Source organism: Vibrio sp. AK197, assembly GCF_053903115.1.
The window spans coordinates 3,073,096-3,095,500 of sequence record NZ_CP096430.1; the positions used below are offsets into that span (position 1 = coordinate 3,073,096).

Sequence of the window (22,405 nt, forward strand, 5' to 3'; positions counted from 1 at the left end):
CGCTTATCAAAAGATAAGGGGATTGTTGTTATTCGTCAGCTTTCCAAATTGTTAAAGAGCAAGTGTTGTTCTATAAAAAGAACCACTTTCTAAACATTCTCAGACGGTCAGAATCCGAACCATATTCATTGAGAACTGGTTTGGAATTTTGTATCCAAGAATTCTTAGAGAGTGGTGGGCGATACCGGGCTCGAACCAGTGACCCCCTGCTTGTAAGGCAGGTGCTCTCCCAACTGAGCTAATCGCCCACATTATTTTCTTACCGAAACGTAAGCATTTCCGCGGGAGGAAATGGTGGGTCGTGCAGGATTCGAACCTGCGACCAATTGATTAAAAGTCAACTGCTCTACCAACTGAGCTAACGACCCATGGTATCCCGTAGGGGAGTCGAACCCCTGTTACCGCCGTGAAAGGGCGGTGTCCTAGGCCTCTAGACGAACGGGACACTAATCGTAAGCGTTTGGGAACGCTTAATACTCTAAAACCGTATAAACCATCAATCTGTGTGAACACTCATCGCAATAATCTTTCGTATTAAGGAGGTGATCCAGCGCCAGGTTCCCCTAGCGCTACCTTGTTACGACTTCACCCCAGTCATGAACCACAAAGTGGTAAGCGTTCCCCCGAAGGTTAAACTACCTACTTCTTTTGCAGCCCACTCCCATGGTGTGACGGGCGGTGTGTACAAGGCCCGGGAACGTATTCACCGTGGCATTCTGATCCACGATTACTAGCGATTCCGACTTCATGGAGTCGAGTTGCAGACTCCAATCCGGACTACGACGCACTTTTTGGGATTCGCTCACTCTCGCAAGTTGGCCGCCCTCTGTATGCGCCATTGTAGCACGTGTGTAGCCCTACTCGTAAGGGCCATGATGACTTGACGTCGTCCCCACCTTCCTCCGGTTTATCACCGGCAGTCTCCCTGGAGTTCCCGACATTACTCGCTGGCAAACAAGGATAAGGGTTGCGCTCGTTGCGGGACTTAACCCAACATTTCACAACACGAGCTGACGACAGCCATGCAGCACCTGTCTCAGAGCTCCCGAAGGCACTAATCCATCTCTGGAAAATTCTCTGGATGTCAAGAGTAGGTAAGGTTCTTCGCGTTGCATCGAATTAAACCACATGCTCCACCGCTTGTGCGGGCCCCCGTCAATTCATTTGAGTTTTAATCTTGCGACCGTACTCCCCAGGCGGTCTACTTAACGCGTTAGCTCCGAAAGCCACTCCTCAAGGGAACAACCTCCAAGTAGACATCGTTTACGGCGTGGACTACCAGGGTATCTAATCCTGTTTGCTCCCCACGCTTTCGCATCTGAGTGTCAGTATCTGTCCAGGGGGCCGCCTTCGCCACCGGTATTCCTTCAGATCTCTACGCATTTCACCGCTACACCTGAAATTCTACCCCCCTCTACAGTACTCTAGCCTGCCAGTTTCAAATGCTATTCCGAGGTTGAGCCCCGGGCTTTCACATCTGACTTAACAAACCACCTGCATGCGCTTTACGCCCAGTAATTCCGATTAACGCTCGCACCCTCCGTATTACCGCGGCTGCTGGCACGGAGTTAGCCGGTGCTTCTTCTGCAGCTAACGTCAAACAATGCATCTATTAAATACATTGCCTTCCTCACTGCTGAAAGTGCTTTACAACCCGAAGGCCTTCTTCACACACGCGGCATGGCTGCATCAGGCTTGCGCCCATTGTGCAATATTCCCCACTGCTGCCTCCCGTAGGAGTCTGGGCCGTGTCTCAGTCCCAGTGTGGCTGATCATCCTCTCAGACCAGCTAGGGATCGTTGCCTTGGTGAGCCCTTACCTCACCAACTAGCTAATCCCACCTGGGCATATCCTGACGCGAGAGGCCCGAAGGTCCCCCTCTTTGAGCCGAAGCTATCATGCGGTATTAGCCATCGTTTCCAATGGTTATCCCCCACATCAGGGCAATTTCCCAGGCATTACTCACCCGTCCGCCGCTCGACGCCGTTAACGTCACCCGAAGGTTCAGTTAACTCGTTTCCGCTCGACTTGCATGTGTTAGGCCTGCCGCCAGCGTTCAATCTGAGCCATGATCAAACTCTTCAATTTAAAGTTTTTTTGGCTCAATGAATACTGATTACATTACATAGTAATGTTGAATTGACTGTGCTCGATACCCTTCTTATAAAAGAAAGCATCAAATTGGTCACTCAGTTCATTGAAACCTCAGTTGATTCTCTAGAATCATCTTTGATTATCATCAACGAGTGCCCACACAGATTGATAGGTTTATATTGTTAAAGAGCTTCTCTTCTTTTGTGACCGAAGTCACTGCGAAAGAGGCGGTCATTTTAGCGAGATAAACTAGAGTGTCAAACACTTTTTTCGTTTTTATTTTTTACCTTTTTAAAAGTAAAAATAACTGCTTACTTCACTATTTATTTTGACCTCTAACTCGTGAACTTTTCGTTTTGAACTGTTCCCGTGTCAGCGAGGGGGCATTATAGAGATCGAGCTCACGTTGGCAACCCCTTTTTTACGTTTTTTTCTATTTTTTTGTCGTTTGGATGTTTTCTATTCAAAACAACTTATTTTTACCATCATTGAACGGTAAATTGGGCGAAATACCCTATCTAGATGAGGAAAAGTGATGAGTTCACTTCGCAGCTATAAAGGAATATCGCCACAAGTCGGCCAAGGTGTCTATATAGACAGTAGTAGCGTGTTAGTTGGTGATATCGAAATCGGTCAGGATGCGAGTATTTGGCCTTTGGTCGCCGCTCGTGGTGATGTTAACCACATCAAGATAGGTGAGCGGACCAATGTTCAAGATGGTTCAGTCCTTCACGTTACTCATAAAAACGCCGATAACCCAGAAGGCTATCCGTTACTTATCGGCAATGATGTCACCATTGGCCACAAGGTCATGCTGCATGGATGCACAATTCACCATCGTGTATTGGTTGGAATGGGGTCCATTATTCTCGATGGCGCAGTCATTGAAGATGAAGTGATGATCGGAGCAGGAAGTTTAGTCCCACCAGGGAAGCGTTTGAACAGTGGCTATCTGTATGTTGGCAGCCCTGTGAAGCAGGTACGTCCTCTAACAGATAAAGAGCGCGCTTTTTTACAAAAATCCGCTGATAATTATGTCGTTAATAAAGATGACTTTTTAAATCACGTAGAGAATCTAAATTAGCAACCAATCACGATTTTTCCATCATCACTGTAGAGTTCGTCTTCAATCAATTGTTCTGCCAACTCTTCCAATTCAAATCGGCAATCCTCAAACACGGCGAGCGCTTGCTCGCCCGTTTTGATCGTATAACCAGAAATTTTCTCAAGTTCATCACCACTCACATAGCACTCAATTAATGCGCCACCTTGTTGAGCAGGAAATACAACTTGCTTGTTCGCCTCATCCCAGCGTTGAATATCGGGAAATAAAATCGATTGATTCACTCTAACCTTCTAGATTTTTTCTAAGTTCACGCAATATTTGTTTGCTGCCAGGCCGGAGACCACGCCAAAGCATAAAGCTTTCCGCCGCTTGACCAACCAACATACCTAAACCATCGTAGGCGTGGAGAGCCCCATTGTCGATAGCCCATTGATTAAATGGGGTTTTGCCTTGAGCATACATCATATCGTAGGCCACCGTTTCTGAACCAAAAATAGCGGTAGATACCTGCGGAACCTCGCCACTGAGGCTGGCTGAAGTGGAATTAATCACGAGGTCAAAGCTCTGATTAATCTCACTCATTGGCTGCGCATGAACATTACCGTAATCTGCAAACAGTTGCTCCAGCTGCTGCGCTTTAGCGTAAGTACGGTTAGTAATGATGATTTGCTCAGGCTGCTGATCAAGGAGTGGTTTAATCACACCTCTTGCAGCTCCCCCAGCACCAATTAATAAAATACGCGCGCCTTTGAGTGGCGCTTGATGCTGAATCAAATCCTGAACCAACCCCTCTCCATCGGTGTTATCACCAATGATCAGTCCGTCATCGAGCTTTTTCAGCGTATTCACCGCACCAGCGAGTTGCGCGCGCTCAGTCAGGCGATCGGCAAATTGATAAGCCTGTTCCTTAAAAGGAACCGTCACATTACAACCACGCCCATCTTGAGCAAAAAATGTTCGTGCCGCTTGCTCAAAACCATCAACAGGAGCCAGTTCAGCAGTATAAGTAAGGTGCTGGTTGGTTTGGCGAGCAAATAGGGTATGAATAAACGGTGATTTACTGTGTCCGATCGGGTTACCAAACACCGCATAACGGTCAATGTGCGTATTCATACTCTACCTCTATTTAACAATCGTCCTGTGTCTTTCGACACTACCACTAACTCTCAAGCTGGAAAAGCGTTACCACTCACGTGGGCGTAAGTAATCTTGATATAAAGACGCTTCGGCGGAGCCTGGCTCAACTTGATGATTGTACTCCCAGCGCACCAGTGGTGGCATCGACATCAGAATCGATTCCGTGCGACCGCCACTTTGCAGACCAAATAACGTCCCGCGGTCGAACACGAGGTTAAACTCCACATAACGTCCTCGACGATAGAGCTGGAATTGACGCTCACGGTCCCCAAAGGTCGTGTTTTTACGTTTTTCGACAATCGGTAAGTACGCCTGAGTGTACCCTTCACCCACTGCTTTAATGTAATCAAAGCACTTGTTAAATTCCCAGTAGTTTAAATCATCAAAAAACAGCCCACCAATACCGCGAGTTTCCTCCCGGTGAGGCAAATAGAAGTAACGGTCACACCATGCTTTGTGCTCAGCGTAAACATCGTCTCCAAATGGCGCACAAAGCTGTTTCGCCGTGTCATGCCACCATTGGCAATCTTCTTCAAACGGGTAGAACGGCGTCAGATCAAAGCCCCCACCAAACCACCAGATTGGCTCTTCACCTTCCTTTTCGGCGATAAAGAAACGTACATTGGCGTGAGAGGTCGGAACGTAGGGATTATTGGGATGCATCACCAAAGACACTCCCATCGCTTCAAAGCGGCGTCCGGCCAATTCAGGACGATGCGCCGTGGCTGAAGCCGGCATTTCTTTACCTGTGACATGAGAAAAGTTAACCCCCCCTTGCTCAAATACGTCACCGTCTCGCATCACGCGGGTACGCCCACCCCCACCCAGACGCTCTTCTGAGTCTCGATACCAAGCATCTTCAACAAACACGGCTTTGCCATCCGCTTGTTCTAACTGCTGACAAATCGAATCTTGAAGCTCAAGCAAAAACTGCTTCACCGCTTGTTTATCAATGACTGACATCTCTATACATTCCTTATTGTTGGTTGCTTAACCTTGGCGCAATACTTTACCGGATTTGGCGTCACGAATCTCACTGGGTTTATCGCGCCCTCCCGTCTCACCCTGCAAGATGGCCACGAGTTGTTCGCCGAGTTGCTCGCTCACTTGTTCTGTTGTCATACAAGGCGGCAGCCCACTCAAGTTAGCGCTGGTTGACGTTAACGGCTTACCGAATTCACGACACAACCTTTGAACCAAAGGATGATCGGTTACCCGCACAGCAATCGAATCAAACTGACCACTAACCCAAGTGGAAACTTTAGGACTGCATGGCATTATCCATGTCACTGGGCCGGGCCAAGTCGCATGAACCGCTTCAAGTTGCTGCTCACTGAGCTGAGATTCATCGATGTACGGTAATAACTGCTGATAATCAGCGGCAATCAAAATCAAACCTTTTTCGACAGGTCGCTGTTTAAGGGTTAATAACTTTTGAATGGCTTGCGGGTCGTCAGGATCACACCCAACGCCAAACACGCCTTCGGTTGGATAAGCAATGACTTCTCCAGTTTGCAATGCATTCAACGCTTGCTGGAAATTATTCACGGGTTGTTCCTTTTATTATTATCAAGGCTAACGTTGAGCTAAGTGTACAAAGTTTCACACCGCGAGACTAAACCAATTTAATCAGAAAATAATTGTGACAAGCGCCACTTACTGCGCAAACGTTTGCTTGAGTTTAAAATCTCCGTATAATGCCCACAAATTATCAGCTCAACCAATTGCAGCCTAAAGGAGTTCGAGATGAAAGTCGGTATTATTATGGGTTCAAAATCAGATTGGCCAACCATGAAACTCGCAGCAGAGATGCTGGATAAATTTGGTGTTGCCTACGAAACCAAAGTGGTCTCAGCTCATCGAACTCCACAATTGCTGGCGGATTACGCTTCCACAGCAAAAGAGCGTGGCATTAAAGTCATTATTGCCGGAGCGGGCGGAGCTGCACATCTACCTGGCATGGCTGCGGCGTTCACCAGCGTACCGGTGCTGGGCGTTCCTGTACAATCGAAAGCTTTAAAAGGTATGGACTCGCTACTTTCTATTGTTCAGATGCCAAAAGGCATTGCTGTCGGCACGTTAGCCATTGGCGAAGCTGGAGCGGCTAACGCAGGTATTCTCGCCGCGCAAATCATTGGTACGTCTGATGACGACGTGATGGCAAAAGTTGAAGCCTTTCGCGCTGAGCAAACAGACACTGTGCTTGCGAACCCAAACCCAGCGGAGGAGTAACCGATGCACGTTTTAGTTCTAGGCGCAGGGCAATTAGCACGCATGATGGCTTTGGCAGGCGCGCCATTAAATATTGAAATCTCGGCATTTGATGTCACCAGCGAAACCATCGTGCACCCTTTAACCAAAGCAGTTATCGGCCATGGCTTAGACAACGCAATTCAAACCGCTGACGTCATCACGGCTGAGTTTGAACATATTCCTCATGACGTTCTCGATATCTGCGAAAAAAGTGGCAAGTTCCTTCCAACCACACAGGCCATTAAAGCCGGTGGCGATCGTCGTTTAGAAAAAGCACTCCTTGATGCCGCTGGTGTTAAAAACGCCCAGTACGCGATTATCCAAACACGTGAAGACTTTGATGCAGCTATTGAGCAAGTTGGCATTCCTATGGTGCTCAAAACAGCGCTCGGAGGCTATGACGGAAAAGGGCAATGGCGACTAAAAGACCAACAAGAGGTTGATCGCATTTGGGCTGAGATGGCTGAAGCACTCGCATCCCATAACCAAGCGATTGTCGCTGAAGAGTTTGTGCCTTTTACTCGCGAAGTTTCTTTAGTCGGCGCACGTGGCAAAAATGGCGAAGTCGTGGTCTATCCATTAGCCGAAAATATTCATGTGGATGGTGTTCTCAGCTTGTCCACTGCAATTGATGAACCACAGCTTCAAGCCCAAGCAAAACAGATGTTTACTGCGGTCGCTCAAAGTTTGGATTACGTCGGAGTGTTGGCACTAGAGTTCTTTGATGTCAACGGTGAGCTGTCGGTCAATGAAATAGCTCCTCGCGTTCATAACTCCGGTCATTGGACACAGCAAGGCGCAGAGACTTGCCAATTTGAAAACCACTTGCGTGCTGTGTGTGGTTTTCCATTAGGGGCAACCCAGCAACTTCGCCCCACTGCCATGATTAATATTCTTGGTCAAGATCAGGTCGATTCAAGCTTAATGGCCACGTCAGGTGTTCACCTTCACTGGTACGGAAAAGAGAAGCGAACCGGGCGCAAAATGGGACACATCAATGTTTGTGCAGATAGCCAAGCCATGCTGATCGAAAAATTACAGGCCTTGTCTAAGGTTCTGCCGAAAGCGCATTACCCGGCAATCCATCAGATTACGGCCTGATTGCACCTCATCAAATAAAAACGGCGCTCTATGCGCCGTTTTTATTTATTGCTGTTCAGATTGTACATGATGACACTTGCGATCAGCGCACTGACGTTTTGTCCCACTGGCGAGCTTCTTCTCCACCAGTAATGGAAAACCACAAACTTCACATTTCCCCACTAGCGGTGGTTGATTGACGGCAAACTTACATTTAGGAAAATTATCACAAGCGTAAAAGAGTTTACCAAAACGGTTTTTCCGTTCAATCAAATGGCCTTTAGCACATTCAGGGCAAGGTACGTCAGTCTGCGACTCGTCACTATCAGGTTGGTCAATAGACTCAATATGATGGCAATTAGGAAAATCACTGCACCCCACAAACATTCCGTAGCGCCCTTGTCGCAGTACCAGCTCGTTTCCACAATCAGGGCAGGGCACGCCAAGTTCTTTGACAATATGACCGTCATTTTGATGCAAGGGTTTAATATATTGGCAACTCGGATACTGTGTACACCCAAGAAACGGCCCATGTTTACCATGACGCAGTTGCAGTTGCCCGCCGCACTCAGGGCACGGCTCATTATCTAGCGCGTGCTCATGGGCTGAAAACAGTTTATCGTCAGCTTTTTTACTCATACTTTCAAACTTGATTGATTGTTACTATTCCAACGCAGTGTGAATAGTAAAATGGCGTACAACAAAAAGTGATAAGCTTCGCCAGCCAAGCTGGCGAAGGACGAGAAGGGGATGAACTGGCTTTAGTGCAAGATACCTTGCTCTTTGGTGTACAGCAGTTCTTCCATTAACGTATAAGCGTTTTCATTTCCTGGTACGTTAAACAGCACCATCAAAATGATCCATTTCAAATCATCCAACTCAAATTCGTTGGTTTCTAACCCCACCACGCGATCAATCACCATTTCACGCGTTTCTGTTGTCAGCACTTTTATTTGCTCAAGGAACAGAAGAAAGCCACGACATTCGATATCAAGACGCTCCATCTCTTTCGCAGTATAAATACGTGTTGACGTTGCCGCACTGGTTGAAATCGCCGATTGTGCATCACTTTGCTGTAATGCGGCTAAATCTTCTAACCACTGGAGGGCTTTATAAATATCTTGCTGGTGAAACCCCGCTCGAACTAATTCTTCTTCAAGCTCATCTTGGTCCACCTGTAACTCTGCATCGCTATGGATGTAGGTTTCGAACAAATACATGAGTATGTCCATCATCATAGCTAGCCTCTCCCCTTTCGAATATAGCCACCGGAAACTGCAACCACGTGCCCTAAAAGCTCAAGCTCTAGGATCTGCATCATGACTTCATGGACAGGGATATTGGTCCTGTCAGCAAGAATATCAACTGGTGTCGGTTTATTTCCTACGTTAGCTAACAGTAAGGGAAATGGCAATTCTTCTTTCGCCTCATTTTCAGCAAATCTGAGAGTTTGTTGCGGTATCTCGACTTTATTTGCCCAATTTAGCAAAGGATTGAGCTCAGAGAGGATATCTTCGACATTTTGAACTAAGCACGCACCTTGACGAATCAGCTGGTTACTGCCACGTGCTAGCGGGTTATCGATCAGCCCCGGCACGACAAATACTTCGCGGTTTTGTTCTGTCGCATAGCGCGCGGTGATGAGGGAACCACTGCGTTCAGCCGCTTCGACAACCAACACCCCAAGAGAGAGCCCAGAAATAATGCGATTACGCCGAGGAAAGTGCGCTGCGATTGGTTTGGCATCAGGATGAAACTCAGACACTAACGCGCCTTGCTCAGCAATGCGCTGCGCCAACCCTTTATGCCGCGCCGGATAAATATGCTTAAGCCCTGCACCTAATACAGCGATGGTGTTGCCCCCCGCATGCAAAGCACCATCATGAGCATAGCCATCGATCCCGAGCGCTAAGCCACTGGTGACAGTAACACCTTGCGCAGTTAACTGTCTTGCGAAATACCCTGCAGATTGGCGACCATCAACGCTGGCATTACGACTGCCAACAATGCCGATTTGTGGTTGGCTTAGCGCTTTCAGCTTACCTTTTACAAATAAGACAGGCGGTGCAGCGCTGATTTGTTGTAACAATGCAGGGTAATTAGGATCATCTCGAGTGATGATGTGGTGATCATCGCCGCTTTCAAGCCAATGGAAACAAGTGTCCAATTGCATTTTTGATGGATGACGAAGGTAATCGACCTGCTTTGAGTTCAAACCTAGTGCCATTAACTGCTTGGCAGAATATGACAGCAGATGAAGGGGATGATCGACAGTTAATAGGCGGCTGAGACCTTTCGGCCCCAACCGTGGTGTAAAGTAAAGCGTAAGCCAAGCTCGTAAGTGAGCATTATTCATTGGAGCACATCGCTTGGCAAACCCGCTGTAAATTGAGCGCACTGAGGTTTAGCGGATAATGAGGTTGCCACTCAATGACTTTACCCAAACTAAACTGAGCATAGCTTTTCATGATAACAAGTTGCCCCACTATTTGATGAGTCATCGCTGAGTGTAATAGGTGGTAGCGTTGATTGACGTCGACCCCACCGGAACTCCCGCCGTGCAAGATCAACCAATCTTGTGGCGCGATATAACTTCGCTCGCTGGCATGGCCAATAATTTCCACGATGCTGTCCTCGACCAATGGGAGAGGTAACTGAGCAATGGTCACATCGGCAGGCAGAAGCACATCGCCCTCTCTGACTTCCTTGATAGCACCATGAAGCAACACCTGATGTTGCCCATGAACCTGTTTTACCAATGCAACAGGTTCAATAACCGTATAGTGATTGTCGGCAATATCAACTCGGGTAGCGGCTCGGTATACCCACCATGCATCGACACCTTGAGTTAGGGCTCCAGAAAACCGCGCCCAATCATCATTCTTTAAAAAGGAATGAGCTAAGTTGTGGGTAACGATTTTCGGTGCTTGCTCAAATTGAGCATCTGTCACCAGGTATCGCTGCTTAAAGTCCGGCATCATGCTTACAGAGTTTTGCGTCGCACTTAATGCTGTGTAACGAACTCGAGGCTTGAGTTTCTGCACACGAGGCTCGAATGCACTAAAATAATCAGTAACCCTCTTTTCTACCACAGACGAGGAGGTCACACTCTCAGTACTGTGGACAACAAGAGGTAATGTGGCGATGAAACTAACGACCATCATCGTACTTCGTAACATAAGCCAACCTTAGATAAACTCACGGTTTGCGCCACCAAGTGTTCATGTTTGTTAACAGAATGAAATAAAACTTGGAGGAAGAATCAGAATGAAAAATCGTGATGATGCTGTCATTTGGGTTATAAAATGTCTAGAATTGCCCCAGCAAGGTTTATCCTCATTCGGCACAGTTCAACATTTTGAGTGTATATGTCTGTATTACAAGTATTAACATTTCCTGATGACCGCTTGCGCACGGTAGCGAAACCTGTCGCTGCGGTCACACCAGAAATCCAAAAAATCGTCGATGACATGATTGAAACCATGTACGACGAGGAAGGTATTGGTCTCGCGGCAACGCAAGTCGACATTCATCAGCGCATTGTGGTGATTGATGTTTCTGACTCTCGCGATCAACCTCAAGTCTTCATCAACCCAGAAATCATCGAAAAACACGGTGAAGACGGGATTGAAGAGGGCTGTCTATCGGTTCCCGGAGCGCGGGCACTGGTTCCTCGTGCAGCTGGTGTCACCGTCAAAGCCCTTGATCGTGATGGCAACGAGTTTACTCTGGAAGCGGATGAGCTTCTGGCTATTTGCATCCAACATGAATTGGATCACCTTGAAGGTAAGTTATTCGTTGATTATTTGTCGCCGCTAAAGCGCAAACGCATTCAGGACAAGCTGCTTAAAATTAAGCGCTATAACGAAAAACAAACCAAACAAGCCTAAATAAATTTAAGGAAGTTTACCTTGAGCAAGCCATTACGAATTGTCTTTGCCGGTACTCCAGATTTCGCCGCCCGTCACTTGGCGGCGTTGTTGTCTTCGGAGCATGAGGTTATTGCGGTTTATACCCAGCCCGACCGTCCGGCAGGTCGTGGCAAAAAATTAACTGCCAGCCCAGTCAAAAACATCGCGCTTGAGCACAATGTTGATGTCTACCAGCCAGTGAACTTCAAATCTGATGACGCAAAACAGCAGTTGGCTGATCTCAACGCCGATATCATGGTCGTCGTCGCTTACGGTTTATTGCTTCCTCAAGCTGTGCTTGATACGCCTAAGCTAGGCTGCATTAACGTTCACGGGTCGATTTTGCCACGCTGGCGCGGAGCAGCGCCGATTCAACGTTCCATTTGGGCCGGTGACTCACAAACTGGCGTGACCATCATGCAAATGGATGTCGGTCTTGATACCGGTGATATGTTAAAAGTGGCGACATTGCCAATTGAAGCCAGCGATACCAGTGCATCCATGTATGAAAAACTGGCGCAGCTTGGCCCTCAAGCATTAATTGACTGCCTAGCCGACATTGCAGCGGGTAAAGCAATACCAGTGAAACAGGATGATGAGCAAGCGAACTACGCGAAGAAGCTCAGTAAAGAAGAAGCTCGCATCAACTGGAACGACGATGCTGCACACATTGAGCGCTGCGTTCGCGCATTTAACCCTTGGCCAATGAGCCACTTTGACGCCTCTGAAAACAGCATCAAAGTGTGGCAAAGCCGGGTGGCCGATATCACTTCTGAGCAACCAGCAGGTACCATCATCAAGGCTGATAAAACGGGCATTTATGTCGTGACAGGTAACGGTGTATTAGCACTAGAGTCATTGCAGATTCCGGGCAAAAAAGCCTTGCCTGTTCAAGATATTTTGAATGCTCGTGCCAGCTGGTTTGAAGTGGGAACGGTACTCAGCTAATCCCGAATTGTTAGAACATTTTTGAGGGCAGAGATGCCCTCCTGTTTTTTATGGTGACCCTATGAACGTTCGCGCAGCGGCGGCTAATGTCCTATTTCAAGTTGTCGACAAAGGCAAGTCTCTCTCTACTGTTTTACCTGAAGCACAACAGTCCATTCGACCTCGTGACCACGCTCTTCTTCAAGAAATCTGTTACGGCACATTACGGTATCTTCCTCGCTTAGAAAGTACGGCCAACCAATTGATGGACAAGCCACTAAAAGGTAAGCAACGCGTATTTCATCACTTAATTTTGGTCGGTCTATACCAATTGAGTTTTATGCGTATTCCTCCGCACGCCGCTGTTGGAGAAACAGTGGAAGGCACTAAAGATCTCAAAGGTCCAAGGCTACGTGGCTTAATCAATGCCGTTCTGCGTAACTATCAGCGCAACCAGTCACAACTTGATCAACAAGCCGTCAGCCACGATGCCGGCAAATATGGTCACCCTAACTGGCTACTCAACTTACTCAAAACCAGCTACCCTCAGCATTGGCAAGCCATCATTGATGCCAATAATCAAAAAGCGCCAATGTGGCTACGTGTCAACCGCCGTCACCATACTCGCGAACAGTACTTGGCTTTACTGGACGCGGAAGAAATCGAGTATCACGTGCACCCTGAAGCCAGCGATGCCATTAAGTTACTGACTCCACGCGATGTCTATTCGCTACCAGGGTTTGAGCAAGGTTGGGTATCCGTACAAGACGCCGCCGCTCAGCTGTCCGTCGATTACCTCAACCCGCGAGATAATGAGCTTATTCTTGACTGCTGCGCTGCCCCTGGTGGAAAAACCGCACATATTCTGGAGCACACCTACAATACCAAAGTGGTGGCGATTGATGCCGATGAATTTCGCCTACGCCGAGTCAATGAAAACCTTGCCCGCCTTGAACTTGAAGCTAAGGTCATTTGTGGCGATGCTCGTACGCCTGAAGCGTGGTGGGACGGTGAAAAATTTGACCGAATTTTGCTCGATGCACCTTGTTCAGCCACGGGCGTGATTCGTCGCCATCCAGACATTAAGTGGCTACGCCGAGCGCAAGACATTGAATCATTAGCGACATTACAGAGCGAAATTCTTGACGCAATGTGGCAACAACTGAAAGCTGGTGGCACACTGGTGTACGCTACGTGCTCGATTACGCCACAAGAAAACCGTCAACAAGTGAGTAATTTCTTGGCGCGCACCGCAGACGCGAAACTCGTCGATTCCGACCCGAAAGCGCCGGGCAGACAAATTCTCCCGGGAGAAGGAGACATGGACGGTTTCTATTACGCCGTGTTGGTCAAACAAGCATAAACACAAGGTCACAGCGCGATAAATATCGCGCTTAAACAGTGGTAAAAAGAGAAAACAGTATGAAAATCATCATTCTTGGTGCTGGTCAAGTTGGAGGCACACTGGCGGAGAACTTAGTCGGTGAAAACAACGACATCACCATTGTCGACAAAGACAGCGAACGCCTGCGTGAACTGCAAGACAAATATGATTTACGGGTCGTGATTGGCTATGCCAGCCATCCTGACATACTGCGTGAAGCTGGCGCTCAAGATGCTGATATGTTGGTTGCGGTGACCAACATGGATGAAACGAACATGGCAGCATGCCAAGTCGCGTTTTCTCTTTTTAACACACCTAACCGGATTGCTCGAATTCGTTCTCCTCAATATCTAGCTGAAAAAGAAGGGTTATTTCAATCTGGCGCCGTACCCGTCGATCATCTCATCGCTCCTGAAGAGTTGGTCACCAGCTATATCGAACGCTTAATTCAATACCCAGGAGCGCTGCAAGTGGTGAGCTTTGCCGATCAGAAAGTTAGCCTCGTTGCGGTAAAAGCTTATTATGGCGGTCCTCTGGTAGGCAACGCATTGTCCGCTCTTCGCGAACACATGCCCCACATTGATACTCGCGTCGCCGCGATTTTCCGTCAAGGACGCCCGATTCGACCACAAGGCACCACGATTATCGAAGCCGATGACGAAGTGTTCTTCGTCGCCGCCAGCAATCATATTCGCTCAGTCATGAGCGAACTTCAGCGCCTTGAAAAGCCGTATCGCCGTATCATGATTGTCGGTGGTGGTAATATCGGTGCCAGCTTAGCAAAACGCTTAGAGCACACTTATAGCGTCAAACTGATAGAACGTAATTATCAGCGTGCTGAGCGTTTGTCTGAAGAACTCGAAAACACGATTGTCTTTTGTGGTGATGCAGCTGACCAAGAGCTGCTAACCGAAGAAAACATCGATCAAGTCGATGTGTTTATTGCTTTAACCAATGAAGACGAAACCAATATCATGTCTGCGATGCTTGCCAAACGCATGGGCGCCAAAAAAGTCATGGTGCTTATCCAACGAGGTGCCTACGTTGACTTGGTTCAAGGTGGCGTGATTGATGTGGCGATTTCTCCACAACAAGCCACCATTTCGGCTCTTCTCACTCACGTTCGTCGGGCAGATATCGTTAACGTCTCGTCACTGCGCCGTGGCGCTGCCGAAGCCATTGAAGCGATCGCTCACGGTGATGAAACCACATCGAAAGTGGTCGGTCGCCCAATTGGTGATATTAAGCTACCACCCGGCACCACCATCGGGGCCATTGTCCGTGGTGATGAAGTGCTAATCGCGCATGACCGAACTGTCATTGAACAAGACGATCATGTGGTGATGTTCCTCGTCGATAAAAAATATGTGCCTGACGTTGAAGCGCTATTCCAACCTAGCCCATTCTTCTTGTAGGCCCTAACTCATGGTGAACTTCCGCCCCATTTTGTTCGTCATTGGTCTTGTGCTTTCCAAATTGGCGCTATTTATGTACGTGCCAACCTTGGTCGCGTTCTTTTCAGGTACCGATGGCTTTATTGAATTTGGCGAAGCCGTCGTGATCACCCATCTCGCCGCTTTCTTGTGCCTGACCGTGGGACGAACCAGCCATTTTCGCCTCAGTGTGCGTGACATGTTTATGATCACCAGTCTGGTGTGGACGATTGCCAGCGCCTTTGCCGCCCTGCCTTTTGTTTTTCTTAACCACATCAGCTTCACTGATGCCTATTTTGAAACCATGTCAGGCATCACCACCACAGGCTCAACGGTACTGAGCGGCTTAGACAATATGGCACCAAGCATTTTGTTGTGGCGCTCTATTTTACAATGGCTTGGCGGAGTTGGGTTTATCGTGATGGCGGTGGCGGTATTGCCGATGCTTAACGTCGGCGGTATGAGGCTATTCCAAACCGAATCATCAGATTGGTCAGACAAAAGTAGCCCACGCGCCAAAACGGTCGCCAAGAATATCGTAGTGGTGTATTTCAGCCTGACCATTCTATGCATGATTGGCTACTTACTCACGGGGATGACGCTGTTTGAAGCCATCAACCATTCCTTTACGACGCTGTCAACGGGCGGCTATTCGACCTCTGATGGCTCAATGAATCACTTTTCTAAAGGCGCTCATTGGGTAGCAACCGTGTTTATGTTTCTGGGTGGTTTACCGTTTTTGCTTTTTGTTATGGCGGGGCGCAAACGTCGCCCCAGCATTTTATTGCAAGACGCTCAGGTGCGCGGCTTTGCCTACTTGTTTTTAGCCGCCAGTTTGATCGTAGCACTTTGGCTCACTTTTCGAGATGGTTACCCATTTATGGATGCGCTGCGCGTCTCGATGTTCAATATCGTTTCGGTTATCACGACTACCGGTTATGGGCTTGAAGACTTCACCGCTTGGGGTGGACTACCAACAACATTGTTTGCGTTTTTAATGATGGCTGGCGCGTGTTCTGGCTCAACAGCCGGTGGGATTAAAATTTTTCGCTTTCAAGTCGCGATGACACTTCTTCATAAGCAGATGATGAAACTCATTCACCCTTCTGGTGTCTTTGTACAGAGATACAACAATCGCCCTGTCAATGATGACATTGTACGCTCAGTGGTGGCGTTTGGTATCACCTTTGTGATTACCATCATCGCCATTGCGGGCGGGCTCAGTGCAATGGGACTTGACCCGACCACCAGCATTTCCGGCGCCATTACCGCGGTGGCTAACGTTGGACCGGGAATGGGGACGGTGATTGGGCCAACCGGGAATTTTGCTCCGCTTCCTGATGCGGCTAAATGGCTATTAAGCTTAGGCATGCTAATGGGAAGATTGGAAATTTTGACGCTATTGGTGCTATTTTTCCCTGCATTTTGGCGCCGTTAAGGATTAAACATGAAAAACTGGATGTTAATTGGATTAATGATGAGCAGCAGCTCGTTTGCTGCTCAAACCGTGACTCTTGAAGATGGACGCCAAGTTCAACTCAATGATGACTTTACTTGGGAATATAAAGTCACTCCGCTAAGCCAAGCTACTGAGCAAGCGGTGAAAAACCCGATTAAAGCAGCGCCAACCATTCCCGTGGCGAATAAACACGTGGGCACCAAACTGACCGTCAACTCCGATAAACCTATCATGCAATTGTCAGATTCAGGGGTCGATATCCTATTGGGGGCAGCGAGTTATCAAGAAGGGGAGCTATGGATTCCGACGTCGTTGACTAACCAAAGCCATCAAGCAGTGATTCTTGTCAGCTTACAGATCACCCTCTCTAATTTACAAGGTGAAGAGCTCAGCCAGCAAACTATCAATATTTGGCAGTCGATCAAGCGCATGGCCGAGACTTACTTGCGGCCACAGCAAGCACAACAAGGCCAAGTGATTCACTTGAAAGTGCCCCAAGCTGAGCAGTATTACTTATCGGCAAAAGTCGTTGAGGTAACCACTCGTTAAATAGGCTCCACAAAGTAATAGATCGCCAAGAAATGACAAGCGCAGCCCGCAAGAACAAAGCCATGCCAGATAGCATGATTAAACGGGATGCGCTCTGCGACATAGAAAATCACCCCTAAGGTATACACAACACCACCGACCGCCAGTAGCGTTAACCCGCCGATATTAAGGTGCACAGCGAGCTGATAGATCACCACCAATGATAGCCAGCCCATCAACAGGTAGGTGACTAGAGACAACTTCTCAAATCGATAAATGAATGCCAGCTTCATGATGATGCCAAATAGCGCAATGGACCAAATCACAATCATTAAGCCTATCGCCAAGGGCGTTCGTAAACTGACGAGCAGAAAAGGGGTATAACTACCAGCGATCAGTATGTAAATTGCACAATGATCAAAGGTTTTTAATGCCTTTTTAACGCGCTGATGTGGAATTGAATGATAAAGCGTGGATGCCAGAAACAGCAGGACGATACTGCCGCCATAGATGCTCATGCTGGTGATGGTTAATGCATCGGCATTGTTCTCAACCGCTTTCAGCAAAAGCATTACTAAACCCACAATACCGAGAATCATGCCCAAACCGTGGGTCAAGGCATTGGCAATCTCTTCTTTTACACTGTATTCGCTGGATGAAGGTGCTGACATCATCGCTCCTGTGATTGATTGGGTGCCGATTCTTGGCGAGTATGGCACATTTAGCTTACACGTGTAAGCTAAAGTTTTGTGACCAAGGGCACCAAATCACATTCCACTAAGAGACCTGATCCAAATACGCCACGACTTTTTTTCCAGCTTGATCTCCGCTGTCAGTCAGTGGAATTTCCAGCTCGCGCGTCAGTTTTCCTGTGCCGAGCAAACTGGCTAACATCCCTTTCATACCATCACGATGACGGTCAATTTCAAACCACAATTTGATGTGATCATCATTACGATAAGCAACGATTTCCAGTTCGCGCCACTGCCCATGATATGGGCCCGTGGTCGGCACAAACTCAAATTCTTGAACAAATGGTAAACCAAAGCCATTAACCGCTTCGCACTCAACTTGGCGAATTCGCAGTCCTTGCTCTTCCAACGCGGTAAAAATGCCATCCATGATCGGATCCGGGCGTACTGTTAAGGTATCGATATCAGAAGGATCCGCGGCCAACGCAATATCCAAGCCCGTCTCCAGCCATACCTTGGCATCACCAATACTGACAGGGGTATTCCACGGCACATCTAGCTCCACTTCAAAATCACGAGTTTCTCCGGGGTGGATGGTAAAGGAATAGGGGAGCTTCCAACTTGCTAACTCGTGAACTTGGTGAGCTCTGCGTGTCGGTATACCACTTGGTCCACCATCCAACGGTTGGTTATCCCTATTCGCGACCACTTCTTGTACGTAGCGACAGCACAGCCTGACGTTAATATTATCGATTTCTTGCTCGGTCTTACCGCCATAAACATGGATGGTAATATTGACGGTTTTTCCCGGATAGAGGACTTCTTGCTTAAGCACAGAGTCCACTTTGGCAGAACCGATCCCGAAAGTTGCGAGCGTTTTCTTAAAAAGCGACATAAAGACCTCCTTGGAGAAAACTCCATACTAATCGCGGTTGGAGTCTCAACTCAACGACTGTTTGAGGACAATTTCATAAATTGAATTGATTATATATCGATCAATTGTGCAGATGGTGCTAACCTTGTTTCTGATATGCTTGCATATCGGAGTTCCCAAGCAGTTATTAGGATTGGCGCAAGCCAGAGAGCCACACTTCACTAATAATGAAGCTCAACTCATAGTTGTTTGGGCTGTAACATCGGCAATGGATATGCCTGACCCGTTAGGTTAACAGATGCGACCAACATCCGTCAGGTTCTCGAACACAAATCGCAGTGCAATGCGTCGTCGTAGTGGTTTTGCTGCTTCGCCTGTCGCAAACAAGTCAGCGACACACGCTACTTTAGCTGAGCAGAAAGCCATTGAGGCTGCAACGCCCAAAAAAGTAGTTCAAGCCGCATAATTAAAAGGCGCAGGAGACTGCGCTTTTTTCTTGCCACAACGCTTACCTTCCCCCTACCAATCTGATACTTTAAATGCAAAGACAATACAAATATTGTGGAGAAAGTCATGAAGTGTCATCGTATCGAAGAACTGCTCGAACTACTCGAACCCGAGTGGCATAAAGACCAAGAATTGAATTTAATTGAGTTTGTCGTCAAGTTAGCTCAAGAGGCAGGCTATAAAGGCGCGTTGGAAGAACTCACAGATGACGTCTTAATTTACCATCTAAAAATGCGCAATAGCAGCAAAGAGGCGATGATTCCGGGCCTAGCAAAAGACCAAGAAGATGACTTCAAAACCGCGATTCTTAAAGCGCGCGGAATCATCAAGTAAGCTTCCCTGCATCATGGTTTGCTACCACGCCCCGTAAGGGGCGTTTTTATTTGCCCCAAAACAGCCTGACTTTGTTACCAAAGATTGATAGCCGTAAACAAATATCGAGTTTATTGCTTGTATACTTAGCGAGCACAAGTCACCACTAAAATAATAAAATCAAACCTTTGCAATCTTTTAGCCAAAGGTGGGAAGCAATGTCATCGAGCGTAATCAACAGAAATTACGCCAAGCAAGCCTCAGAGGAGCCAGCAATGAGTCAGGATAAGATCGACATCAAAGACGTCACCCCCAAACCCAAGCGCAAAAATACACATAAAAATAGTGGCGATCGATTTAATCCCAGTAATCGTATTTATGTTCGAGAAAGTAAAGGCACCTATCAAAAGCTACGCCGTTACGGCGGCTGGTTTCTTTTAGTTTTATTTGCAGGGCTACCCTGGATTCCCTTTGGCGATCGCCAAGCGATTTTGCTCGATATCGGCCACCAGCAGTTTAATTTCTTTGGTACTACTCTTTATCCACAAGATCTTACCTTGTTGGCTCTGCTGTTCGTTGTCGCCGCGTTTGCTCTGTTTTTTATCACCACCTTTTTAGGACGCGTCTGGTGCGGCTATCTTTGCCCCCAAACGGTTTGGACATTTATGTACATCTGGTTTGAAGAAAAACTAGAAGGAAGTGCAAATAAACGTCGTAAGCAAGATGCAGGAAAATTAACGCCCAACTTAGCACTACGCAAAACCCTCAAGCACATCGCGTGGTGGGCCATTGCTCTTATTACCGGGCTGACCTTTGTCGGCTACTTCGTCCCCATTCGCGATTTGTTCATCAATTTCTTTACGTTAGAGGCCGAATTTTGGCCTCTATTTTGGGTGCTGTTTTTTGCCTTGTGCACATACGGTAATGCAGGGTGGATGCGCTCCATTATGTGTATTCATATGTGTCCTTATGCGCGCTTCCAATCCGCGATGTTCGACAAAGACACGTTTATCGTCGGTTACCATACCCAACGCGGCGAACCACGAGGGCCTCGCCCACGTAAAGCCGACCCTAAGTCTCTTGGGCTTGGTGACTGCATTGACTGTGATTTGTGCGTACAAGTTTGCCCAACCGGGATAGATATTCGCGATGGCTTACAATATGAATGCATCAACTGCGGAGCATGTATTGATGCCTGTGATACCACCATGGAGCGTATGGGGTATGAGAAAGGTTTAATCAGTTACACCACCGAACACCAATTATCCGGCAAAAGAACCAACGTATTACGCCCTAAACTGCTCGGTTACGGCGCGGTTTTGGTGGTGATGATCGCCCTGTTTTTTACTCAGGTTGCCAGTGTCGATCCTGCAGGGCTAAGTGTGCTTCGCGATCGGAATCAGCTATTTAGAACCAATAATGCTGGTGAAATTGAAAACACTTACACCTTAAAAGTGATCAATAAAACGCAGCAAGTTCAACAATATCAATTATCTGTGAGTGGGTTAGCGGATGCATCTTGGTATGGCAAGCAAACCGTTCAAGTCCAACCTGGCGAAGTTTTAAATTTACCGATGAGTTTGGGTATCGATCCGCAAAAACTTCCCTCTGCTGTGACTAAAATTCAGTTTATACTGTCGGATAACCAAGACTTTACAATGATGGTCGAAAGTCGATTTATTAAGAAACTCTAATCGCAAACGTCCCTCATTCACAACGGAAAAGGCCTAGCAATAGGTCTTTTTGTTTCTATGCCGACTAATACTGCTTTTCACTTTGATAGCTTGACCCCGGATGTTATGTGGTACGCCCTTGAGAGCATCGGAATTCGTGCTGAATCCGGATTTTTAGCTTTAAATAGCTACGAAAATCGCGTTTATCAATTCGTCGATGAGGAAAGACAGCGTTACGTGGTCAAATTTTATCGACCACAACGCTGGAGCGAACACCAAATTCAAGAAGAGCACGGTTTCACTCAAGAATTACTCGAAGCGGATATTCCTGTCGCGCCGCCAATTCAGCGTGATGGTCAAACCTTACATCACTATCAAGGCCACTTGTTCGCGCTGTTTGCCAGTGTTGGTGGACGCCAATTTGAAGTTGATAATCTCGAACAACTTGAAGGTGTAGGACGCTTTCTAGGCCGAATGCATAAAGTTGGCAGCCGCACACCGTTTGTTCATCGCCCAACATTGGGGCTAGAAGAGTATCTGTATCAACCGCGTATTTTATTACAAAATTCCGACTTTATTCCGTCTCACCTTGAATCTGCTTTTTTTAATGATTTGGATTTACTTATCGGTGCTCTGGAAAAGCAGTGGCCAACCGAACCTCCACAGATGATTCGCCTGCATGGCGATTGTCATCCAGGGAATATTTTGTGGCGAGATGGGCCAATGTTCGTCGACCTAGATGACAGCCGTAACGGCCCGGCAATTCAAGATTTGTGGATGCTACTCAATGGAGATCGCAGTGACAAACTGATGCAGCTAGATATTATTTTGGAGGCATATCAAGAGTTTTGCGATTTTAATCACAACGAATTGAAACTAATTGAACCTTTACGCGGTCTACGAATGGTGCACTATATGGCATGGTTAGCCAAACGATGGCATGATCCTGCCTTTCCCGCGGCGTTCCCTTGGTTCAATGATCCGAAATATTGGGAAAACCAAGTGCTGGCCATTAAAGAACAAATTGCGGCATTAGAAGAAACCCCATTGTCACTCATGCCTCAGTGGTAGTAGG

The 22,405-nt window shown here is 47.4% G+C and carries 23 protein-coding genes, 3 tRNA genes and 1 rRNA gene; 13 read left to right on the plus strand and 14 right to left on the minus strand.

From position 1 onward, the window contains the following. Nucleotides 1-172: 172 nt before the first annotated feature. From M1D72_RS21375 to M1D72_RS21390, 4 genes are all read right to left on the minus strand, one after another. A tRNA-Val gene (locus M1D72_RS21375) sits at nucleotides 173-248 on the minus strand. Between the two features lie 44 nt (nucleotides 249-292). Then, a tRNA-Lys gene (locus M1D72_RS21380) sits at nucleotides 293-368 on the minus strand. Nucleotide 369: 1 nt separating this feature from the next. After that, nucleotides 370-445 (minus strand) — tRNA-Glu (locus M1D72_RS21385). 90 nt (nucleotides 446-535) lie between these two features. Further along, a 16S ribosomal RNA gene (locus tag M1D72_RS21390) occupies nucleotides 536-2,088 on the minus strand. A 541-nt stretch (nucleotides 2,089-2,629) separates the two neighbouring features. Between M1D72_RS21390 and M1D72_RS21395 the strand changes: the two genes are divergently transcribed. Continuing rightward, on the plus strand, nucleotides 2,630-3,178 hold the full coding sequence (locus M1D72_RS21395) for a gamma carbonic anhydrase family protein (protein WP_456296454.1): 549 nt from the start codon (nucleotides 2,630-2,632) through the stop codon (nucleotides 3,176-3,178). Here M1D72_RS21395 and M1D72_RS21400 read toward each other — a convergent pair. The 4 genes from M1D72_RS21400 to M1D72_RS21415 form a co-directional block, all read right to left on the minus strand. Beyond that, complete coding sequence (locus M1D72_RS21400; protein ID WP_456296455.1) at nucleotides 3,175-3,441, minus strand: DUF1488 domain-containing protein; 267 nt, start codon at nucleotides 3,439-3,441, stop codon at nucleotides 3,175-3,177. The genes M1D72_RS21395 and M1D72_RS21400 overlap by 4 nt on opposite strands. Before the next feature lies 1 nt (nucleotide 3,442). Continuing rightward, complete coding sequence (aroE, locus tag M1D72_RS21405; protein ID WP_456296456.1) at nucleotides 3,443-4,273, minus strand: shikimate dehydrogenase; 831 nt, start codon at nucleotides 4,271-4,273, stop codon at nucleotides 3,443-3,445. A 69-nt stretch (nucleotides 4,274-4,342) separates the two neighbouring features. Then, complete coding sequence (gene hemF, locus M1D72_RS21410; RefSeq protein ID WP_456296457.1) at nucleotides 4,343-5,260, minus strand: oxygen-dependent coproporphyrinogen oxidase; 918 nt, start codon at nucleotides 5,258-5,260, stop codon at nucleotides 4,343-4,345. Between the two features lie 27 nt (nucleotides 5,261-5,287). Beyond that, entirely contained in the window at nucleotides 5,288-5,845 is a 558-nt protein-coding gene (locus tag M1D72_RS21415; RefSeq protein WP_390197063.1) for an L-threonylcarbamoyladenylate synthase, read from the minus strand. A 198-nt stretch (nucleotides 5,846-6,043) separates the two neighbouring features. Between M1D72_RS21415 and purE the strand changes: the two genes are divergently transcribed. Further along, on the plus strand, nucleotides 6,044-6,529 hold the full coding sequence (gene purE / locus M1D72_RS21420; RefSeq protein WP_390197060.1) for a 5-(carboxyamino)imidazole ribonucleotide mutase: 486 nt from the start codon (nucleotides 6,044-6,046) through the stop codon (nucleotides 6,527-6,529). 3 nt (nucleotides 6,530-6,532) lie between these two features. Further along, nucleotides 6,533-7,651, plus strand: coding sequence for a 5-(carboxyamino)imidazole ribonucleotide synthase (locus M1D72_RS21425; protein WP_456296458.1), 1,119 nt, complete (start codon nucleotides 6,533-6,535; stop codon nucleotides 7,649-7,651). 45 nt (nucleotides 7,652-7,696) lie between these two features. Here the strand turns inward: M1D72_RS21425 and M1D72_RS21430 are convergent, their stop codons facing one another. From M1D72_RS21430 to M1D72_RS21445, 4 genes are all read right to left on the minus strand, one after another. Next, entirely contained in the window at nucleotides 7,697-8,269 is a 573-nt protein-coding gene (locus M1D72_RS21430) for a DNA topoisomerase family protein (RefSeq protein WP_456296459.1), read from the minus strand. A gap of 122 nt (nucleotides 8,270-8,391) precedes the next feature. Further along, nucleotides 8,392-8,868: a DUF494 family protein gene (locus tag M1D72_RS21435; RefSeq protein WP_390197051.1), complete on the minus strand. Its 477-nt coding sequence runs from the start codon at nucleotides 8,866-8,868 to the stop codon at nucleotides 8,392-8,394. A 2-nt stretch (nucleotides 8,869-8,870) separates the two neighbouring features. Beyond that, entirely contained in the window at nucleotides 8,871-9,986 is a 1,116-nt protein-coding gene (dprA, locus tag M1D72_RS21440; protein ID WP_456296460.1) for a DNA-processing protein DprA, read from the minus strand. After that, nucleotides 9,979-10,809, minus strand: coding sequence for a hypothetical protein (locus M1D72_RS21445; RefSeq protein ID WP_456296461.1), 831 nt, complete (start codon nucleotides 10,807-10,809; stop codon nucleotides 9,979-9,981). Before M1D72_RS21445 ends, dprA begins: the two co-directional genes overlap by 8 nt. A gap of 189 nt (nucleotides 10,810-10,998) precedes the next feature. Here M1D72_RS21445 and def point away from each other — a divergent pair, with 189 nt between their 5' ends. The 6 genes from def (at nucleotide 10,999) to M1D72_RS21475 (ending at nucleotide 17,293) form a co-directional block, all read left to right on the plus strand. Next, nucleotides 10,999-11,520 carry a peptide deformylase gene (gene def / locus M1D72_RS21450; RefSeq protein ID WP_390197041.1) on the plus strand — a complete coding sequence of 174 codons (522 nt, stop codon included), beginning with the start codon at nucleotides 10,999-11,001 and terminating at the stop codon, nucleotides 11,518-11,520. 21 nt (nucleotides 11,521-11,541) lie between these two features. Continuing rightward, nucleotides 11,542-12,489 (plus strand): methionyl-tRNA formyltransferase, encoded by a 948-nt coding sequence (gene fmt, locus M1D72_RS21455; RefSeq protein ID WP_456296462.1) that lies wholly within the window; start codon nucleotides 11,542-11,544, stop codon nucleotides 12,487-12,489. A gap of 61 nt (nucleotides 12,490-12,550) precedes the next feature. Next, entirely contained in the window at nucleotides 12,551-13,831 is a 1,281-nt protein-coding gene (gene rsmB / locus M1D72_RS21460) for a 16S rRNA (cytosine(967)-C(5))-methyltransferase RsmB (RefSeq protein ID WP_456296463.1), read from the plus strand. A gap of 59 nt (nucleotides 13,832-13,890) precedes the next feature. After that, nucleotides 13,891-15,267 (plus strand): Trk system potassium transporter TrkA, encoded by a 1,377-nt coding sequence (gene trkA / locus M1D72_RS21465; RefSeq protein WP_390197034.1) that lies wholly within the window; start codon nucleotides 13,891-13,893, stop codon nucleotides 15,265-15,267. Between the two features lie 10 nt (nucleotides 15,268-15,277). Then, a complete protein-coding gene (locus M1D72_RS21470) occupies nucleotides 15,278-16,723 on the plus strand; it encodes a TrkH family potassium uptake protein (protein ID WP_390197030.1) in 1,446 nt (481 codons plus the stop codon). A 9-nt stretch (nucleotides 16,724-16,732) separates the two neighbouring features. After that, nucleotides 16,733-17,293 carry a DUF3157 family protein gene (locus M1D72_RS21475; RefSeq protein WP_456296464.1) on the plus strand — a complete coding sequence of 187 codons (561 nt, stop codon included), beginning with the start codon at nucleotides 16,733-16,735 and terminating at the stop codon, nucleotides 17,291-17,293. Here M1D72_RS21475 and trhA read toward each other — a convergent pair. Continuing rightward, nucleotides 17,290-17,943 carry a PAQR family membrane homeostasis protein TrhA gene (gene trhA / locus M1D72_RS21480; RefSeq protein WP_456297448.1) on the minus strand — a complete coding sequence of 218 codons (654 nt, stop codon included), beginning with the start codon at nucleotides 17,941-17,943 and terminating at the stop codon, nucleotides 17,290-17,292. The genes M1D72_RS21475 and trhA overlap by 4 nt on opposite strands. A gap of 106 nt (nucleotides 17,944-18,049) precedes the next feature. Next, on the minus strand, nucleotides 18,050-18,859 hold the full coding sequence (locus tag M1D72_RS21485; RefSeq protein ID WP_456296465.1) for a sporulation protein: 810 nt from the start codon (nucleotides 18,857-18,859) through the stop codon (nucleotides 18,050-18,052). 277 nt (nucleotides 18,860-19,136) lie between these two features. Here M1D72_RS21485 and M1D72_RS21490 point away from each other — a divergent pair, with 277 nt between their 5' ends. The 4 genes from M1D72_RS21490 (at nucleotide 19,137) to M1D72_RS21505 (ending at nucleotide 22,401) form a co-directional block, all read left to right on the plus strand. Continuing rightward, the gene (locus M1D72_RS21490; protein ID WP_390197017.1) at nucleotides 19,137-19,304 is read left to right on the plus strand and encodes a hypothetical protein; all 168 of its coding nucleotides are present in this window, start codon (nucleotides 19,137-19,139) and stop codon (nucleotides 19,302-19,304) included. A gap of 107 nt (nucleotides 19,305-19,411) precedes the next feature. Further along, nucleotides 19,412-19,678, plus strand: a complete 267-nt coding sequence (locus M1D72_RS21495; RefSeq protein WP_456296466.1) for a YihD family protein — start codon at nucleotides 19,412-19,414, stop codon at nucleotides 19,676-19,678. A gap of 254 nt (nucleotides 19,679-19,932) precedes the next feature. Beyond that, the gene (gene ccoG / locus M1D72_RS21500) at nucleotides 19,933-21,351 is read left to right on the plus strand and encodes a cytochrome c oxidase accessory protein CcoG (RefSeq protein ID WP_456296467.1); all 1,419 of its coding nucleotides are present in this window, start codon (nucleotides 19,933-19,935) and stop codon (nucleotides 21,349-21,351) included. A gap of 57 nt (nucleotides 21,352-21,408) precedes the next feature. Further along, nucleotides 21,409-22,401 (plus strand): serine/threonine protein kinase, encoded by a 993-nt coding sequence (locus M1D72_RS21505; protein ID WP_456296468.1) that lies wholly within the window; start codon nucleotides 21,409-21,411, stop codon nucleotides 22,399-22,401. The last annotated feature ends 4 nt before the right edge of the window (nucleotides 22,402-22,405 follow it).

Excerpts from the sequence above, each read along its gene's own strand:
- M1D72_RS21395 (WP_456296454.1), top strand. The coding sequence starts at position 2,630 with ATGAGTTCACTTCGCAGCTATAAAGGAATATCGCCACAAGTCGGCCAA.
- aroE (WP_456296456.1), bottom strand. The coding sequence starts at position 4,273 with ATGAATACGCACATTGACCGTTATGCGGTGTTTGGTAACCCGATCGGA.
- hemF (WP_456296457.1), bottom strand. The coding sequence starts at position 5,260 with ATGTCAGTCATTGATAAACAAGCGGTGAAGCAGTTTTTGCTTGAGCTT.
- purE (WP_390197060.1), top strand. The coding sequence starts at position 6,044 with ATGAAAGTCGGTATTATTATGGGTTCAAAATCAGATTGGCCAACCATG.
- M1D72_RS21425 (WP_456296458.1), top strand. The coding sequence starts at position 6,533 with ATGCACGTTTTAGTTCTAGGCGCAGGGCAATTAGCACGCATGATGGCT.
- M1D72_RS21430 (WP_456296459.1), bottom strand. The coding sequence starts at position 8,269 with ATGAGTAAAAAAGCTGACGATAAACTGTTTTCAGCCCATGAGCACGCG.
- M1D72_RS21435 (WP_390197051.1), bottom strand. The coding sequence starts at position 8,868 with ATGATGATGGACATACTCATGTATTTGTTCGAAACCTACATCCATAGC.
- dprA (WP_456296460.1), bottom strand. The coding sequence starts at position 9,986 with ATGAATAATGCTCACTTACGAGCTTGGCTTACGCTTTACTTTACACCA.
- M1D72_RS21445 (WP_456296461.1), bottom strand. The coding sequence starts at position 10,809 with ATGTTACGAAGTACGATGATGGTCGTTAGTTTCATCGCCACATTACCT.
- def (WP_390197041.1), top strand. The coding sequence starts at position 10,999 with ATGTCTGTATTACAAGTATTAACATTTCCTGATGACCGCTTGCGCACG.
- rsmB (WP_456296463.1), top strand. The coding sequence starts at position 12,551 with ATGAACGTTCGCGCAGCGGCGGCTAATGTCCTATTTCAAGTTGTCGAC.
- trkA (WP_390197034.1), top strand. The coding sequence starts at position 13,891 with ATGAAAATCATCATTCTTGGTGCTGGTCAAGTTGGAGGCACACTGGCG.
- M1D72_RS21470 (WP_390197030.1), top strand. The coding sequence starts at position 15,278 with ATGGTGAACTTCCGCCCCATTTTGTTCGTCATTGGTCTTGTGCTTTCC.
- M1D72_RS21475 (WP_456296464.1), top strand. The coding sequence starts at position 16,733 with ATGAAAAACTGGATGTTAATTGGATTAATGATGAGCAGCAGCTCGTTT.
- trhA (WP_456297448.1), bottom strand. The coding sequence starts at position 17,943 with ATGTCAGCACCTTCATCCAGCGAATACAGTGTAAAAGAAGAGATTGCC.
- M1D72_RS21485 (WP_456296465.1), bottom strand. The coding sequence starts at position 18,859 with ATGTCGCTTTTTAAGAAAACGCTCGCAACTTTCGGGATCGGTTCTGCC.
- M1D72_RS21490 (WP_390197017.1), top strand. The coding sequence starts at position 19,137 with ATGCGACCAACATCCGTCAGGTTCTCGAACACAAATCGCAGTGCAATG.
- M1D72_RS21495 (WP_456296466.1), top strand. The coding sequence starts at position 19,412 with ATGAAGTGTCATCGTATCGAAGAACTGCTCGAACTACTCGAACCCGAG.
- ccoG (WP_456296467.1), top strand. The coding sequence starts at position 19,933 with ATGAGTCAGGATAAGATCGACATCAAAGACGTCACCCCCAAACCCAAG.
- M1D72_RS21505 (WP_456296468.1), top strand. The coding sequence starts at position 21,409 with ATGCCGACTAATACTGCTTTTCACTTTGATAGCTTGACCCCGGATGTT.